The organism is Brasilonema sp. UFV-L1 (assembly GCF_012912105.1).
Taxonomy (GTDB): domain Bacteria; phylum Cyanobacteriota; class Cyanobacteriia; order Cyanobacteriales; family Nostocaceae; genus Brasilonema.
In genome coordinates this window covers 40,365-56,727 of record NZ_QMEA01000045.1, presented here as the reverse complement: position 1 = coordinate 56,727, position 16,363 = coordinate 40,365, and the positions used below count along the sequence as shown (strand labels likewise).

The 16,363-nt window shown below is 43.1% G+C and carries 12 protein-coding genes; 4 read left to right on the top strand and 8 right to left on the bottom strand.

Annotated features, from left to right (window positions below; genetic code table 11):
• Positions 1 to 73: 73 nt before the first annotated feature.
• From DP117_RS14890 to topA, 7 genes are all read right to left on the bottom strand, one after another.
• Positions 74 to 688 (bottom strand): hypothetical protein, encoded by a 615-nt coding sequence (locus DP117_RS14890; RefSeq protein WP_169219077.1) that lies wholly within the window; start codon positions 686 to 688, stop codon positions 74 to 76.
• A 577-nt stretch (positions 689 to 1,265) separates the two neighbouring features.
• On the bottom strand, positions 1,266 to 1,850 hold the full coding sequence (locus DP117_RS14885) for a TIGR00730 family Rossman fold protein (protein ID WP_169219076.1): 585 nt from the start codon (positions 1,848 to 1,850) through the stop codon (positions 1,266 to 1,268).
• A 32-nt stretch (positions 1,851 to 1,882) separates the two neighbouring features.
• On the bottom strand, positions 1,883 to 4,582 hold the full coding sequence (locus DP117_RS14880; protein ID WP_169219075.1) for an HD family phosphohydrolase: 2,700 nt from the start codon (positions 4,580 to 4,582) through the stop codon (positions 1,883 to 1,885).
• Positions 4,583 to 4,800: 218 nt separating this feature from the next.
• Positions 4,801 to 5,610 carry an ADP-ribosylglycohydrolase family protein gene (locus DP117_RS14875; protein ID WP_348983001.1) on the bottom strand — a complete coding sequence of 270 codons (810 nt, stop codon included), beginning with the start codon at positions 5,608 to 5,610 and terminating at the stop codon, positions 4,801 to 4,803.
• 852 nt (positions 5,611 to 6,462) lie between these two features.
• Positions 6,463 to 6,921, bottom strand: a complete 459-nt coding sequence (gene aroQ / locus DP117_RS14870; protein WP_169219073.1) for a type II 3-dehydroquinate dehydratase — start codon at positions 6,919 to 6,921, stop codon at positions 6,463 to 6,465.
• Positions 6,922 to 6,931: 10 nt separating this feature from the next.
• A complete protein-coding gene (locus DP117_RS14865; protein ID WP_169219072.1) occupies positions 6,932 to 7,069 on the bottom strand; it encodes a hypothetical protein in 138 nt (45 codons plus the stop codon).
• Positions 7,070 to 7,679: 610 nt separating this feature from the next.
• Entirely contained in the window at positions 7,680 to 10,364 is a 2,685-nt protein-coding gene (gene topA / locus DP117_RS14860; RefSeq protein ID WP_169219071.1) for a type I DNA topoisomerase, read from the bottom strand.
• Between the two features lie 1,210 nt (positions 10,365 to 11,574).
• On the opposite strand from topA, the gene DP117_RS14855 reads away from it, so the two are divergent.
• The 4 genes from DP117_RS14855 to psaX all read left to right on the top strand — a co-directional run bounded on the left by DP117_RS14855 (position 11,575) and on the right by psaX (position 15,239).
• Complete coding sequence (locus DP117_RS14855) at positions 11,575 to 11,895, top strand: RNA-binding protein (RefSeq protein WP_169219070.1); 321 nt, start codon at positions 11,575 to 11,577, stop codon at positions 11,893 to 11,895.
• 344 nt (positions 11,896 to 12,239) lie between these two features.
• On the top strand, positions 12,240 to 13,787 hold the full coding sequence (locus tag DP117_RS14850) for an NAD(P)H-quinone oxidoreductase subunit N (RefSeq protein WP_169219069.1): 1,548 nt from the start codon (positions 12,240 to 12,242) through the stop codon (positions 13,785 to 13,787).
• A 220-nt stretch (positions 13,788 to 14,007) separates the two neighbouring features.
• Positions 14,008 to 14,913, top strand: a complete 906-nt coding sequence (gene lipA / locus DP117_RS14845; protein ID WP_169219068.1) for a lipoyl synthase — start codon at positions 14,008 to 14,010, stop codon at positions 14,911 to 14,913.
• Positions 14,914 to 15,077: 164 nt separating this feature from the next.
• The gene (gene psaX, locus DP117_RS14840) at positions 15,078 to 15,239 is read left to right on the top strand and encodes a photosystem I protein PsaX (protein ID WP_169219067.1); all 162 of its coding nucleotides are present in this window, start codon (positions 15,078 to 15,080) and stop codon (positions 15,237 to 15,239) included.
• 164 nt (positions 15,240 to 15,403) lie between these two features.
• On the opposite strand, the gene DP117_RS14835 is transcribed toward psaX, so the two are convergent.
• Entirely contained in the window at positions 15,404 to 16,273 is an 870-nt protein-coding gene (locus tag DP117_RS14835; protein ID WP_169219066.1) for a branched-chain amino acid ABC transporter permease, read from the bottom strand.
• Between the last annotated feature and the right edge of the window lie 90 nt (positions 16,274 to 16,363).

Below are 16,363 nucleotides of genomic sequence, written 5' to 3'. Positions count from 1 at the left end.
GTGCTTATGTTATAGCGAAATTCTTGCTCAATGGGTACAAAAAATCAACCGACTATATGATATTGACTAGAAGCTAATTTTTTCGCAACATGTTGATGTCGATGGTGATGACCGTACCCTGGATTTGTCCACTTGTCAGAGCATAGTATGAGACAAATCCACGGCTTGGACTGTCGAAGAGATACCCACGACGTGAGGCTGGAATTTTACCTTGCTTGACCAAGGACATGAAAGCTTCAAGATATCTGCGTATACTTTGACGATTACCCGGAGTTGCTTTTGTATGGTTTTTAATCAGCATCATGAACAAATCCAAGCTACGCTGATCTTGTCCGTCAATTAAACTACCGTTTTCTAGGAAAGAACTTGCTACAACTTTTCCATCAATTTGTTGCACTTTGAATAGAGTGTAATAGCGCGATTCTTTTTTGGGATCGTTCACATAGCAGACCCAGGAACCATCTGGATTTTTTATAAAACCTTGTTGCGTAAGATAGGAAAGCACAGAATTAGTTGGCTGATTTTGTGGAGTCGGTAACAAATCTGCCACTGAATCAAAAGAGCAAATTCTTTGCAGTGTTCTGTGTTGGGGAGCAGTGGTAACTTCTTCTGCTAGTGCAACAGAAACACCAGTAAACGCAGACGCTAAGACAGCGAATGCGCTAAGTAAACGAATAATTCTATTCATGTTTTTTACTTTTAAGTGATTATTTGGACATCTTTTCGTAGTGGTCAGACGTCCCATTTTAGTTCTTAATACTTATATTCAATACTCTGATGATATTTCCGGAAAAAAGTCTTGAGACACATTTAATCTATTTGGTCTCGTTGTTAGTATTTGTCTATACTTATTGAAATAAAAATAACTAATAACAATCTATATATACTTGAATTAAATTTTACTAATTTTCACTTTTTTAGTTAGCTTATTAACAATAAAAAATAGAGGCGTCAGTCGCTATTATTCAGTAATAATTCTGCTAAAGTTTCTACCTGCGTGATTTTATGAAATTCTCTACTGCCTTAAAACAGTACACAGTACACAGTAAACAGTGACCAGTACACAGTACACAAGTCAGGAGTCAGGAGTCAGGAGCGGAGCCGGAGCCGCTCCGCCTCCGGTCAGAAGTCGCAATTCTTTATTTCTTCCTTCTGAATACTGAATTCAGAATTGCTGAATTCTTCTTCAAACTGGTAACTGATAACTGGTAACTGCTAACTGGTAACTGACAACTGGTAACTGTTAAAATGGTTAAGTATTTCTATCAAGGCTTAACGTCTTTCCTGATCCACTTATCAACATTTTGAGGTTGATAATTTGCCAATAAATCTAGCAAGTTTTCTGGTTCAGATGCTTCCAATACTAAAGAGCGATGAATAGGACGTAAAAATTCTTCAGTCACTGCTTGGTCAAAAAATTTCAGCAAAGAATCGTAGTAACCTTTGATATTCAACAGAGCAAAAGGTTTTTGGTGTAACCCTAATTGTGCCCAAGTGAGGATTTCGCAAAACTCCTCCAGCGTTCCGTAGCCTCCAGGAAGTGCTACAAAAGCATCGGACAGTTGCGCCATCATAGTTTTACGTTCGTGCATGGATTTGACAATATGCAGTTGTGTCAGTCCAGTGTGAGCAATTTCTTTTGCAACCAGAAAATCTGGAATCACACCAAGAACCTCACCACCAGCTGCTAAGCATCCATCAGCAACTGTACCCATTAACCCAACATTCCCACCGCCATACACCAAACCTAATTTCCGTCGCGCCAGCGCTTTACCCAATGCTATAGCCGCTTGTTTGTAAGCTGGTTTCACACCCATACTAGAACCACAAAACACGCAAATGTACTTCATTGAGCTTGCCTGTAGAATCTAAACTCCATACATTATTCTTTCACTGTCTCCTGTTCCCTGTCCCCTGTTCCTTCTTTTACTGCTTTTAATTTCGGGTAAGCAATGCGTTTGTGATGGAATTGCTGCCAAACTTGCACGAAAATTTCGGCAATTTGCTTCATTTCCTCTCGTGTTAACCCTGAATCAACTAGTTGATTGTCTTGCCATCTGGCGCGAAGAATATTGTTAAGCATTGTTAAGGCTTTTTCTGGTGTGGCGTCTCTAAGCGATCGCAGCGCCGCTTCACAAGAATCCGCTAACATCACAATCGCTGTTTCCCGTGACTGGGGAATTGGGCCATCGTAGCGAAAATCTGCCTCGTTTACTTTTAAACTTGGATCTAGAAGCGCCATTTGCTGTGCTTGGTAATAGAAATAAGCAATTTGCATCGTTCCCTGATGCTCTGGAATAAAAGCTTGAATTGAGGAAGGTAAACTGTGCTTCCGCGCCATCACCAATCCTTCACTCACGTGCTTTTTGATAATGTCCGCACTGATCCAAGGGTTTTGGATTTCTGTGTCGTGTTTATTCGGTCCCCCCATTTGATTTTCAATAAATGCCATCGGGTCGTGCATTTTACCGATATCGTGGTATAATGTACCGGCTCTGACAAGTTCGACATTGCATCCTAATTGTTTGGCAGCGGCTTCAGCAAGAGTCGCCACAAGCAAGGTGTGCTGAAAAGTCCCAGGAGTTTCAGTCGCAAGTCTTTTCAATAAAGGGCGGTTTGGGTTTGCCAGTTCTGCCAAACGGATAGGAGTCACTAAGTCAAAGAGTTTTTCTAGATAAGGACTCAACCCCATACCCACAATACTCCACACTAAGCCAGAGAAAGCAAAGAATGCAGTTTCTTGCAGGATTATGTAGTACGAAGGAAATCCCAATGTAGCACTCAGCAGGAGTTTGATGACGAGGTAAACACCGCCCTCTGTTAAGGCGATCGCCACACTTAAAAGTGCGAGTTCTTCACGCGATCGCAACCGTTGTGCAACGCAACTGCCTAAAATTCCTCCTGATAAACCAGCGAAAAGAGCAATTTTACTTATTTCTAGACTCATGGGTAACACGAGTGACAGCAGTCCGATAACAGTGACGCCCAAAGTCGGTCCATAGAAGCTACCCAATAATAACCCAACAGCACTCCAGGTCGTATAAGGTGTACCCATCATCAGTACTAGTGGTACACTTAGAGTCAGCAGTAAGATTAATAGGCGATCGCTCTGCCGGAATCGGTACTTGATCCGCCGTTCTACAATTGCAAAAATACCAACAGATGCAGTGACAACGCTCCCTAATTGTATCAATCCCAGCCAATGAATCTCGCGCTGAATCAAGTGGTAATGCTCTAGTACATCAAAGTTCCATTCACTGAGCTTCTGTCCTTGACGGACAATCACCTCGCCCTTGTAAACGGTGACAATGACTGGTTCTACCTCAGCAGCTAGCTTTGCAGCCGTAAGCTGAGTGCGCAATTCATCTTTCTTCAGGTTTGGTTTAAGTACAGCTAACAAAACTTTATTAGCCAAAGGTTCAGCTTCTTTTGGTACCAACGTCTGCACTTGTATACGGACTGCATTTTGTTGGATGTTTTTTGGTAACCCAGGTGGAATACCTTGGGTGAGAATCCGCTCTAAACTTTGCTGGATTCCCATTTTTGTTTTCGCCCAATCTTCATCTGACAAGCTCAACACAGAAGCTTCATCGTAAACTGTATCTGGTTTCGCGCTCACCAGATTTGTCAGCTGAGTCTTTGCTTGAGCGTATCCCTGGCGTATTTTTGCAATTTGAGCAATCAGTGAAGACAAGTGTTGCTTGGAAGTCGCAATGCGATAAGCATCTAATTCCGCCACCGCTTGTGCAAAGTCTACATTTTTGAACAAATCATTTGATTTTGAGTCTTCAGTGTTAAGTGCATAAGCATCCCAAACAAGGTATTGTGACGTTTGTGATAAGACAACCGCATCTGTATCAGATGCTTGTTGTGATCTGGAAAAAATCTCAGACTGTGATAACAAAGCAGAGACTTTTTCTACATCCTTATGTTCTCTTTGACTCCTCTGTTTTTGAAGCAACACTCTTGATTTTTTCTTGTTAGTACTTTCTACAGCTAACAGAAGTGCTTCCCATTCCCAATGGGAACAAGAACGCAAGTAGCGCTGGGTAGAGAAAGATAAAATTAAAGTGTCAAAAAAAGGAAAAGATCCCACATAAGCTCGAATTTCGTTTCCCTGTTCCAGAATCTGTTGTAAATTTTGCTCAATTTCTGTATTGATGTTTGTATCTATCATCAGTACTGGTAAGGAACTTTTCGTGGCGGCTTTGCGCTTTTGGGCTGTTTTTTTCTTATTTTCGATTTTTGCTGTATGTGGTGCTCTGATTGTTTGTGGTGCAACAGTCTCCACCTGCAACTGGGGTTGGTTATATAACTTTTGCCCCATAACCCCTGTCAGAGAGACAACTGTGATCACGAAAACAATTGAGGAACGCTTTGCTTTCACCCAGCGCGAACCTACTGCGTCAATACCATTTTTATTTTTGATCAATTGTGTCATTGAGCTTGACACTCTTGCTGTTGAGCAGCCGTCTTTCCCATTTTTTTTTGATGATGTAGTATAATAGCGCCGCACTTTGTACTGTCGCCGCCAAAAAGTCAACTTCTGGGTCAAGGATTGAAAAAATTGCTGCGTTTTCATGACCTGTGACCGCAGTTACTCACCTTGATAGGTTAAAACAAGACGATCTGGAGCGAGAACATACTTGAAGCTGATTTGCCACTATAGCTACCTACAGACTTTGATTTGGGGTTTCCTTTCTTATACTAGTATTAAAATTTACTTTGATAAATGAAGATTTCAATCACTTTGTCATGTTTAGTTTTTGGCACCTAGTCACGTTGACTGATAAAAAAATGTTAGCGCGACCGAATGACGCGAGGAGCTGCTGTTGCTTGTAAAGACATTAGACGAGGTTTCATCAAACTGCTTTCCTCTATAACTTCATCTGCATGCGGAGCAATGTTATACACTCCTGACCATACAGCTATCATTGCATCAGATAATTCTAGCATTTTAGAAGCGTTAGCCAGCCGTTTCGAGTCTTTTGCTAACCTTTGTTGCGTAAGCATGACTTGCCAGGTAACAGGAATACCTACTGCGCTATTGTATGCTCCTGATAAAGCACCAGTCATTGCACCTATTGCAGAAGAACGATAACGAGCTTGAGTGGCTCGCAAAACGCAAAGACGAAAGTCTTCTATGGTACTAACAAAGCAGTAAAAAGCCATAGCAATGATGTGACTTAACTTTTCTTCCTTACCGAATTCTGCTTGTACCCTTTCTAAGCCTACACCGTGTTCTAACAAATGATGAACTTCTAATAATTGTTGTGGCAAATTGGTCTGTGTTTCCCCAATAAAGGAGATAGTCTGAGAAATGAGGTTTTTTGGAGAGAGTTTTTCCGTCAGAGATTGAGCGATCGCATAGCCGACTGCTAGTGTTCCATCCCGTATGAGTGGATCATTTTGCCAAATTTCCGTCGCCAGCAATAAGTTATCGCGTAACTTTGTCGTGTTGTCATGAAAAAATAGTGCCACTGGTAATGTGGCAAGAATTGCCCAATCGCTATTTTCTAAGTTCGTAAATTCTTGTTGCTGACGCTGACGCCAAAGATCAGCGTCAAATCTACCTAAAGAAATTAAATTTTCAGAACAGAAAATTGCCATGTCACTCCAGTGCAAGGATAGTATTTTCAACGTGTCTGCACCCTGTGACTGCTTTCTATGACTTGAAGCTATTTTTTCCCCAAGAATTGCCCCAAGTATTGTTCCTTTAAACCGACTTACAACAGAGTAGCGCATGTTATCAATTAAATAAAAATTAAGAAGAACACATCAGCTCAGAACTCTGCTGCTAGGAATACATCTCCATACCCCTTTGGGGAATTCAAAATATGGCACTATGTCCACAGGACACGCTGCGCGCCTAGAGTGCCTGCGCTTTGCGCATACGTGCTGCGCTGCCCTATGCACGCATTCACTCATTCAAAAAAAAAAAAAAGAATTCTTAATTTTGATAACGCAGCGTGCCCTACGGGCATACTTTGAATTTTGAATGAGTGAATGTTTGAGTAGCCAGTGGGAGTTGTATCCTTGTTTACTACTCATAATTCTGGAAAGCAGAGCGTAGGCGTGGCTCCACTTTAACACACAGATTCAGTATTCAGAATTTTGATGAAAAAACCCGGTTTCTTATAGTTTAGCCAACGACAAATCGGTCTTTTTGAGGACTATTCTGGGTTTTCGGCATTCGTGAATCGGTGTTCTAGCTACAGAGTATGGGCAAACAAAACGTTACCGAACAGAAATTGTTAAGTTCTTTATTTCAGTCAAAAGTGAAAAGAAACACTATTGTCTATCCTTATAGGTATGACCTCTACTAGAGGTTACACCAATGCCAATTACTTCTAGGAAGGCAGCTCCTCTGTGTTTAGAGCAGCTTATTTCTCCCGTCTCCTCCGAGCAGAACTTTGAAAGGTTCTCCCCGCCCTGGCTCACTTTTGACTGACTTTTGCCTTTTTAGTTTCTTATATGATGCACCAATGCCTGCAAGCCTAGTAAATAACTTTGTGCCCCAAAACCACTGATTTGCCCAATTGCAACTGGGGCTATATATGAATGATGACGAAAGTCTTCTCGACGGTAGATATTACTCAGGTGTACCTCGACCGTAGGTAAGTTAACAGCAGCCAGCGCATCTCGCAAAGCCACGCTCGTGTGAGTGTATGCCCCTGCGTTGATTAAAATTCCCTGATGCTGTCCCAGTGCTTCATGAATAGCATCTACCAAAGCGCCTTCGTGATTTGACTGTGTGTGAAATACGTTCGCCTGTAATTTTTTTCCTTCTTCTTCTAACAGGCGATTAATTTCAGCCAAAGTCAATGAACCATATATTCCTGGTTCTCGCTGTCCCAGCAAATTTAAGTTTGGCCCATGCAGCACGAGAACGCTCACATGCTCAGCAGTTAAGTTTAACACGTTAAGCTTCTTAGCGACGGCGTGAACGGTCTTCTACAGGAATCGGAATAAGTTCCGGTTCCTGTTCAGCCTCTGGTCCCAAAAGGGCTTCTATCAGCTTGCGTGCCAATTCCTTTAGTTTTTCTAGCACGTTTTCTATATAGTCCATTGAACTGACCGCTCCTGAGATACTACCAACTATGTTTATTATCGTTCACGGAGTAACCAGAGTATTTTTGCACCCCTAGCTTAAAACTATGATAGTCTACACTCTGTGAACTTTGAAAATTTGATGTTGTTTTCTCTTCTACATTTTAGATTATCACATCACCACCAGTACAGACATCCTCTTACTAAGGAAGGTGAAGAGTTAACTCCGTCACCAGGCGCATGGTGGGGGGTTCGGCAGTTACTTTACTTGGGGAGACCGCGCCACATGCGACAAGTCGAGTCTGTCGCTTGCGGGGGTCTCGCCCCCCAACCCCAAAGGGGACCGGTGAAGCCCCCCAACCCCGTGGAAAAATTCGGTAAAAAACGGAGTCAGCACGCCAGGTCTCTCAACGCGCTTAACCCGCGCACGAGACTGGCTCCTTTGTCTAGTTTCACTGTCGGCACCCACGAGTACTCGTTCTAATAAGGCTGACTCCGTTTTTTATGGATTCATGCGTCCCCAGAGGGGACCCCTAATACCGTTTCACTTTAAGGTTGATACAAATAGGAAGCACTTGGGTTGCACAGAAGAGGAAAAGAATTTGTATCACGAATTTCGTGAAACGGTATTAGGGGCTAGCCCGTTCTGAGTTCTTTGTTCGGTTATTTTTTTTTGCGGTGGTACTTGATGATTTGGTTGTTGATTTAGAGTTAGAACTCCTCGATTTACTTGTTGTTTTACGAGTCGATTTTGCTGTGGATGCTTTGGATGCTAACCACTCCAGTGCTGAAGCAAGAGTCACATCATCTACCGATACACCTTCTGGAATTCTGGCGTTCGTTTTACCGTGCTTAATGTAAGGTCCGTAGGGACCGTTATAGATGTTGACTGGTTCGCTATCTTCTGGATGAGAACCTAATTCCCGCAAAGCTGCCTTAGACTTGCTATTAGTGGTGCTGCGTCCTTTTTTCGGTTCAGACAACAACTCTAAAGCACGTTCTAAAGAAATTGTCAATATGTCATCACCAGCTTTGAGGGAGCGGTAGTCTTTTTCTCCACTTTGGTTATGAACAACATAAGGTCCAAAGCGCCCCAAATTTGCTTGGATTTGAGCGCCTGTCGCCGGATGAACTCCCAGTGTTCGGGGTAGTGACAAAAGACCAACAGCCTGCTCAAGAGTGACGTTTTCCGGCGTGACTCCTTTGGGTAAAGAAGCTTGTTTGGGTTTTGGGTTTTCCTCAGTTTTGTCACCCAATTGCACATAGGGACCGTAAGGACCAATGAGCACATAAATCGGCTCGCCAGTTTCGGGATGACGACCGACTTGTTCGGGACCTACGGTTTTTTGCCGTAGCAGTGTTTCTACCTTTTGGGGGTCAAGATCCGCAGGAGTAAGATCTTTGGGAATCGAGGCGGTGACAACATCATCACCATTCTCTTTTTCTATGTAAGCACCATACTTACCAATACGGACTTTGGCATCTAGGTTTTCTAGTTCTACTGTCCGGGCAACATTTGCATCTATTTGATTTTCCTGTTCTTTGACTAAGGTTTCTAGACCTTTGTCTCCGAGATAGAATGTCTTAAGGTAGGGTAGCCATGCAGCTTCACCGGTCGCAATATCATCTAGGGTTTGCTCCATCTTGGAAGTAAAGCTTGGATCAACAACATCTGGAAAGTGTTTTTCCAAGAGTTCCGTGACAGCAAAGGCAGTAAAGGTAGGTATGAGGGCATTACTCACCAATTGGGCATAACCTTTATCAATAATAGTGCCAATGATGCTAGCGTAGGTGCTGGGACGCCCTATGCCTTCGCTTTCCAGAGTTTTTACTAAGGTCGCTTCGGTGTATCTTGCTGGCGGTTGGGTTTCGTGACCGATTGCTTCTAAATCACTGCAGTTGGGACTATCTCCCACTTTGAGGTTAGGCAAAATGACTTCTTGGTCTTCCAGCGCTGCTTCTGGATCGTCAGAACCTTCCACATAAGCACGCAAGAATCCAGGAAAGTCAATGCGTTTGCCAGAGGAGCGAAAACCAGCATCTTCTACTAGCAGTTGTACGATGATTTGAGTTTGGCGAGAGTCTGCCATTTGGCTGGCGACAGTCCGCTTCCAAATTAAGTCGTACACTTGGAACTCCCGACCGCTTAAACCTGTTTCTTGGGGAGTGCGGAAGGTACTACCTGCGGGGCGAATTGCTTCGTGGGCTTCTTGTGCGCCTTTGGATTTGGTGGTGTACTGCTTAGGTTGAGGGCTGAGGTAATTTTTCCCATAAAGTTTTTCTACACAGTCACGGGCGGCGGCGATCGCCTGCTCTGACAGATGCACCGAATCTGTACGCATATAGGTAATATATCCTTGTTCGTACAAATTCTGGGCTATGCGCATCGTATCCCGTGCGGAGAGGCGCAGTTTACGGTTAGATTCCTGCTGTAGAGTCGAGGTGGTAAAAGGTGGCGCCGGTTTACGCGTTACAGGACGTTCCTCTATGTCTGTGACTTTCCAGGTTTTCCCTGTGAGGCGTTCTTTGAGGGCTTCTGCTTGCTCCTGATTGAGTAGAATGACTTTGCTGTCTGGGGGAATTTTCCCTGTGGCGGGGTCAAAATCGCCTCCATTCGCCAGCCTTGTTCCTCCGAGTGTGACCAATTGAGACATAAATGATTCTCCTTTCAGAGAATCAGGGGGGGTTAACGTTGCTTTCAAATCCCAGTATGATCCTTGGCGGAAAGCACGACGTTGGCGTTCCCGGCTGACTAAGACCCGTACCGCAACAGACTGAACGCGTCCTGCAGATAATCCCCAGGCGATTTTTTTCCACAACAGGGGAGACAGGGTATAGCCTACAAGTCTATCCAAAATCCGTCGCGTTTCTTGAGCACGAACCAATTGTTCATCAATGTTACGACAGTTTTTCAAGGCTTTTTTGATGGCGTCAGAGGTAATTTCATGAAACACCATCCGCTTTGTAGGAACTTTTGGCTTGAGCAACTGGTATAAATGCCAGCTGATGCTTTCACCTTCGCGATCTTCATCTGTTGCCAAAATCAGTTCATCTGCTTCTTTGAGGGCGTCTTTAAGCTGAGTGACAACTTTCTTCTTATCTTTAGGGACGACATACAGCGGTTCAAAGTCGGCGTCTACATTTACCCCGAGCTGTGCCCATTTCTCCCCCTTGACATTGGCGGGAATTTCAGTAGCTGATTGGGGAAGGTCACGTACATGACCCATAGACGCTTCCACCCGGTAGTCTCTTGGTAGGTAGTTGCGAATGGTACGAGCTTTGGTCGGAGATTCGACGATGACGAGAGTTGACATGGAAATTTCAAAAAGAATAGCTGCTAAGCTAAACAGTCAATTGAAATCGTTAAGAGCACATTGGTCAAGCTAAAAGCTGACTCTTACGGAATATGTGATTTCATCCTTACACAAATTGCCTGCAATAATGCAAGTCCCACTAGCCGACGTCCAGCAACTTCCGGATCGAAAGGTAGGGACATGCCTGCATGTGAGTTTTCAGTTATCTCAATCTTTAACTTATAATCAGCAAAATTGGCGACTATAGTTTTTAAAATCCCCCAAGGTGAACAAAAAAATTTCTTGTATGACTTTAACTTGCTTGATTGTGATAGTGTGTACGAGCAACTAGATAAGAGTTGGTAAAGAATCTGCGCTCCCAACTTCCTTCACCTCCTCATTTTTGAAAAGACTCATTTTTCTGCATCATGACATAATTCCATAGCATCCAGATTTCTGTCGGTCATCAAAATTCAATCAAACTTAATAATCTTGAGTGATGCGGAGTATCGTAAAGCGTACTATCACTGCCCCACCGCTACATTGATTACGCTTTCAGGTAAAAAACCAGGTTTTTTTGAGTTCATCTTACGAAAACTCCGTTTTTCCAGCAAAAACCGGCTTTTTGGGATAACTGTACCGGTGCTTTAGAAATTATACGTCTTTGTTGAAACTCTCAAAAAACAAGGCGACACAGCACAAGGAAAAAGAATTTGACTTGTTTGTTCTATTCGTCCCTGGTGCTGTGCCCCCCAAGGGGCGCTTTTGACATTCATTTCTGAAGTGACCAACAAGGATAAAACAGGCAAAAACCTCGCTGATCTCTGTTTTCTCCTTTGCCTGTGTTCTTTGACTTCTCCCTTATGCCTTTGTTTACCCAAAGGAACTTTTTGTCGAAAACTAAATTCTTAAAAATAAAAAAGAAGTTAATACTAAATTAATTTGTTCTTGCTATATATTTATCGACTGAGCACGGTAATTTTTATTAAAAAAACTGTAAAAGTCATCTGTCTTAGGAAGTATTTAAGTAAGTGATCTACTATATAGAAAATATAGTAAAAGGTAATAGTCAAAATCAAAAACAAAGGCTAGATTTAACCTTTATTTAAGAAAAGCTGTGTTAGCATAAGTGTAGAGAAGTAAATTCGGCGATTCTGACCTTGTTATTATCAATTACTGCAAGCAGCTCTCCGGATAGACATCTCTTTATATTTGGATTCTGGAGAGTTTCATGTCAATTTACGTAGGTAACCTATCCTACAGCGTTACACAGGAAGATCTGAGCAAAGTGTTTTCTGAGTATGGTGCTGTAACGCGAGTTCAATTACCCACTGACCGGGAAACTGGTCGCGCCCGTGGCTTTGGTTTCGTAGAAATGGAATCAGAACAAGCGGAGGACAAAGCGATTCAAGCCCTAGATGGTGCTGAGTGGATGGATCGTGTGATGAAAGTCAATAAAGCCAGACCACGCGAGGAGAAAGGTGGTCGCTCTAGCGGTGGTAGCTGGGGTGGCAGAAGCAACGGTGGATATTCTGGTAGGGGACGCTATTAAGGCTTGAAGTGATTGATGAATCAAGCTTCACCAGCAATTGTCGAAAGGCACAAGAAGCATTCGCCTTGCGAAACTTAATATGCAACAGGATTAGCAGTTTCTAAAAAACTGCTTCCACAGCTTTGTATGCAAGCAGATCAGTCTATGGCTGGTCTGCTTAATTGTATGAGATCAACTTTTCGTTAGTTTTACTTCGGTTGTTCAATCGGACTGACTAAACTTAAACATAATTTAATCTGATGGTAGGAATCCCCCAATACATTAAGTGGATGCAACACGAGCAAAAGACAATAGAATGAACACAGTTAGACCATTATGTCTGATAGCCAAAACCAATACAGCTCATGGATTTTGCTAATCTTGCATCAGCGTTGAATGCTGGAACAATTCTGCCAGAGGGGATTGTGATTGTCACCCTCTTGGGAGTTTTGATTGTTGATTTGATTTTAGGGCGGACATCCTCGCGCTGGATTGGATATCTAGCAATTGCAGGTTTACTTGCTTCTATCGTCGCCCTGTTCTTTGAATGGGAGAGTACAAATCCCATTTCTTTTGGCGGTGCCTTTAATGGTGACGACTTAAGTATCGTCTTTCGCGGCATTGTAGCATTATCTGCCGCTGTCACCATTTTGATGTCGATTCGCTACGTTGAACAAAGTGGTACCGCTTTAGCGGAATTCATAGCGATTTTGCTCACTGCGACTCTGGGAGGAATGTTTCTATCCGGGGCGAGTGAGTTGGTGATGATTTTCATCTCTTTAGAAACCCTGAGTATTTCCTCTTATTTGCTCACAGGTTACACTAAGCGTGACCCCCGCTCTAACGAAGCAGCACTGAAATACCTATTGATTGGTGCTTCGAGTACAGCAGTGTTTTTGTACGGAGTTTCACTGTTGTACGGTTTATCGGGTGGAGAAACTCAACTGAGTGCGATCGCCAGTGAAATAGCGACATCTGGTTTTGGTCAATCTCTAGGTTTAGTGATTGCTTTGGTTTTTGTGGTTGCGGGTATTGGCTTTAAAATCTCCGCTGCACCTTTCCACCAATGGACACCAGACGTTTACGAAGGCGCACCCACGCCAGTGATTGCGTTTTTATCAGTTGGTTCCAAAGCTGCTGGGTTTGCTTTAGCCATTCGCTTGCTGACAACAACCTTCCCTCTCGTTGCTGACGAATGGAAGTTTGTTTTCACCGCCCTCGCGATCTTGAGTATGGTGTTGGGTAACGTCGTCGCCCTCGCCCAAACCAGCATGAAACGGATGCTGGCTTATTCTTCCATCGGTCAAGCCGGGTTCGTTATGATTGGCTTAGTTGCAGGAACAGAAGCAGGATATGCCAGCATGGTATTTTATCTGCTGATCTACCTGTTCATGAACTTATGCGGTTTTAGCTGCGTGATTCTGTTTTCCCTGCGGACAGGAACTGACCAAATTGCCGAATACTCTGGTTTGTATCAAAAAGACCCACTTTTGACACTTGGGTTGAGCATTTCTCTGTTGTCCTTAGGCGGTATTCCACCACTAGCCGGATTCTTCGGTAAAATTTATTTATTCTGGGCTGGTTGGCAAGCTGGACAATACGGACTAGTTCTGCTGGGGTTAGTGACTACTGTCGTCTCCATTTACTACTACATCCGCGTAGTCAGGATGATGGTTGTTAAAGAACCTCATGAAATGTCTGATGTGGTGAAGAATTATCCACAAGTCAGTTGGAGTTTACCTGGTTACAGACCTTTACAGGTGGGCTTGGTGATGACATTAATCGCCACTTCTATCGCTGGAATCTTGTCAAATCCAATATTTACTTTGGCTAACAATTCCATTGCTCATACTTCAATTTTACAACCGACAACAGTTGTAACTACTCAAGTGAGTGCAGTAAATAACGAGTAGGTTAGTCATGTCTTGATAGTTGCGCTTATGCGCAACTACCAACGCCAGAATTTTGTAGAGTAAAGAATTGGTGAATTCAGTCATGGCCACTAACGGGCTTGCACTCTATTTATTGATCGGGTTATTTATCGCGATATCCTGCGTTCTTCGTTCTTCTTAATAACAAGCTATGCTAATTTTATTCTGAATTCTGATTTCTGACTCGGTGAATTCTGATTGCATGACTTCCTCACAACAAGCCCAACTGAAATCTGAAATAATGGCAATGCCTACGTGGTTGCGTCGTTCAATAGGCAAAGCTAGCGAACTTTCTACAGTACAACGTATTATTAAGCAGCACCAAATTCATACGATTTGTGAAGAGGGGCGCTGTCCGAATCGAGGAGAGTGCTACTCCCAAAAAACTGCAACTTTCTTACTCATGGGTGCTACATGCACCAGGTCTTGTGCTTTTTGTCAAGTCGATAAAGGTCATGCGCCTATGCCTCTTGACTCTGAAGAACCGGAAAAAGTGGCACAAGCAGTGCAGCTTTTAGGATTGCGTTATGTTGTGCTGACTTCTGTCGCACGAGATGACTTGCCAGACCAAGGAGCAAGTCATTTTGTCAAGACAATGGAAACGATTCGACAGCTAAACCCAGAAACTCAAATTGAGGTGTTGACACCAGATTTTTGGGGTGGTGCAGGTGCTGGACAGCAAGGTCAACGTGAGCGTATAGATAAAGTTGTGAAGGCGAAACCAGCTTGTTTTAATCATAATATCGAGACAGTGCAACGCTTACAAGGACCAGTGCGCCGAGGAGCAAAGTACGATCGCTCGCTTTTTGTCTTGCAAGTTGTCAAAGAAATCGATTCTTCTATCCCCACCAAGTCAGGTATGATGCTAGGGCATGGAGAAACAGTCGAGGAAGTTGTTCAGACAATGGAAGATTTGCGCAAAGTGGAATGCGATCGCCTAACAATCGGTCAGTATATGCGCCCCTCCTTGGAACATTTGCCCGTCCAAAAATATTGGACACCAGAAGAATTTGATGAATTAGGCGAAATAGCACGGAAAATGGGATTTAGCCATGTTCGTTCTGGTCCTCTGGTTCGCAGTTCCTATCACGCAGGCGTTGAAGAGTAAGCTTTACCAGATGCTAAACCATTCTCTACGGGTCTTAGTGCTACATTTTGTTTATTTTTGCTGATTTGTGCTGCGAAATCTACAAAAATATTCTTGAAGAATCTCGCTATACATGACAGCTGTTTGGTATTTGTTAAAAAGTCTTTAAAGTAGGAGAGAACACAATGACTGCTGACGCTAAAACAGTTCCCGCTGCCAAAAAACCAGGTGAAGACGTTGCTAAAAGTAATGCTAAAGCTCCTTATCCCTTTCGTTTGGGTTGGGCTGTGGCGCTGTTAGCTCTCAACTTGCTCGTAGCTGCCTATTATTTCCATATTATTGAATAATTAGGTAGAGCGATTTCATTCTATACACGACCACCCGGAAATTAATTTCACAGGCTTTTAGCCGAAGTCCGTTTTAACGGACTAAAACGGTGGTTGTTGAAATCCCCATCTTTAAGCTGACCAACGGTAAGTTAAAGTGGGGAAAATCTAACTTTTGGTGTTGCTTAAATCGTACCTTTGAATAAACCTTTGGGACGAACGAGCAACACTAAAATCATGATTAACAGCGCAACCCCTTGTTTATACTGAGAACCCAGTGGAGTAATAGCACTTATTTCCTGAGCAATACCAATGAGAAAAGCTCCTGCGATCGCACCGTAAGGGTTACCAATTCCTCCTAAAATCACAGAGGCAAATAAAGGTAAAATTAAGTACCATCCCATATTTGGTCGCACGGCTCCAATTAAGCCATACATACTTCCACCCAAAGATGTCAGACTAGCGGCAATTACCCAAGTCCACAAGATAACTTGGTCCACATTTATACCGGAAACGCGAGCTAAGTCCAAATCGTCAGCCACTGCCCGCATTGCTTTGCCAATTTTGGTATTTTGTAAAATGTAGTGTAGTACTACAATTGCGACGACGGCTAGGAATAGAACTAATAATTTGTTTTGTTCGACTTTGACACCGAGAATATCCATTGCGATCGGAACAGGCAAATCGTAAGTTTTGTTACTACCACCCCAAATCAGGATAATGCCATTACGAAGGAATAAGGCAAGCCCGATAGAGATGATAATGAAAGTGGTAGAAGTCGCACGGATAGAGCGCATATAGGACCATAGCAACTTTTCTGATAACAGCATTGCTGCTACGGTGCCAATCGCGGCGATCGCCATAGATAACCAAATATTGACACCACTCGTATTTACAAGCAGTGTTAGATAAGCTCCCAATGTCAAAAAGTCACCGTGAGCAAAGTTAGATAACCGTAAAATTCCGTAGGTGAGAGTCAGTCCAACTGCAGCTAAAGCAATAATGCTTCCTAAAGCAATACCGTTAACAATTGATTGAGCAAGTAGTGTATTCATAGTCTTGAGTGAGTTTTCAGTCATTACAGCATAGAAATGACACAAAAGAATCTGTGGTGTATAAGTTATAGCTGAAATTTCTAACCAAGG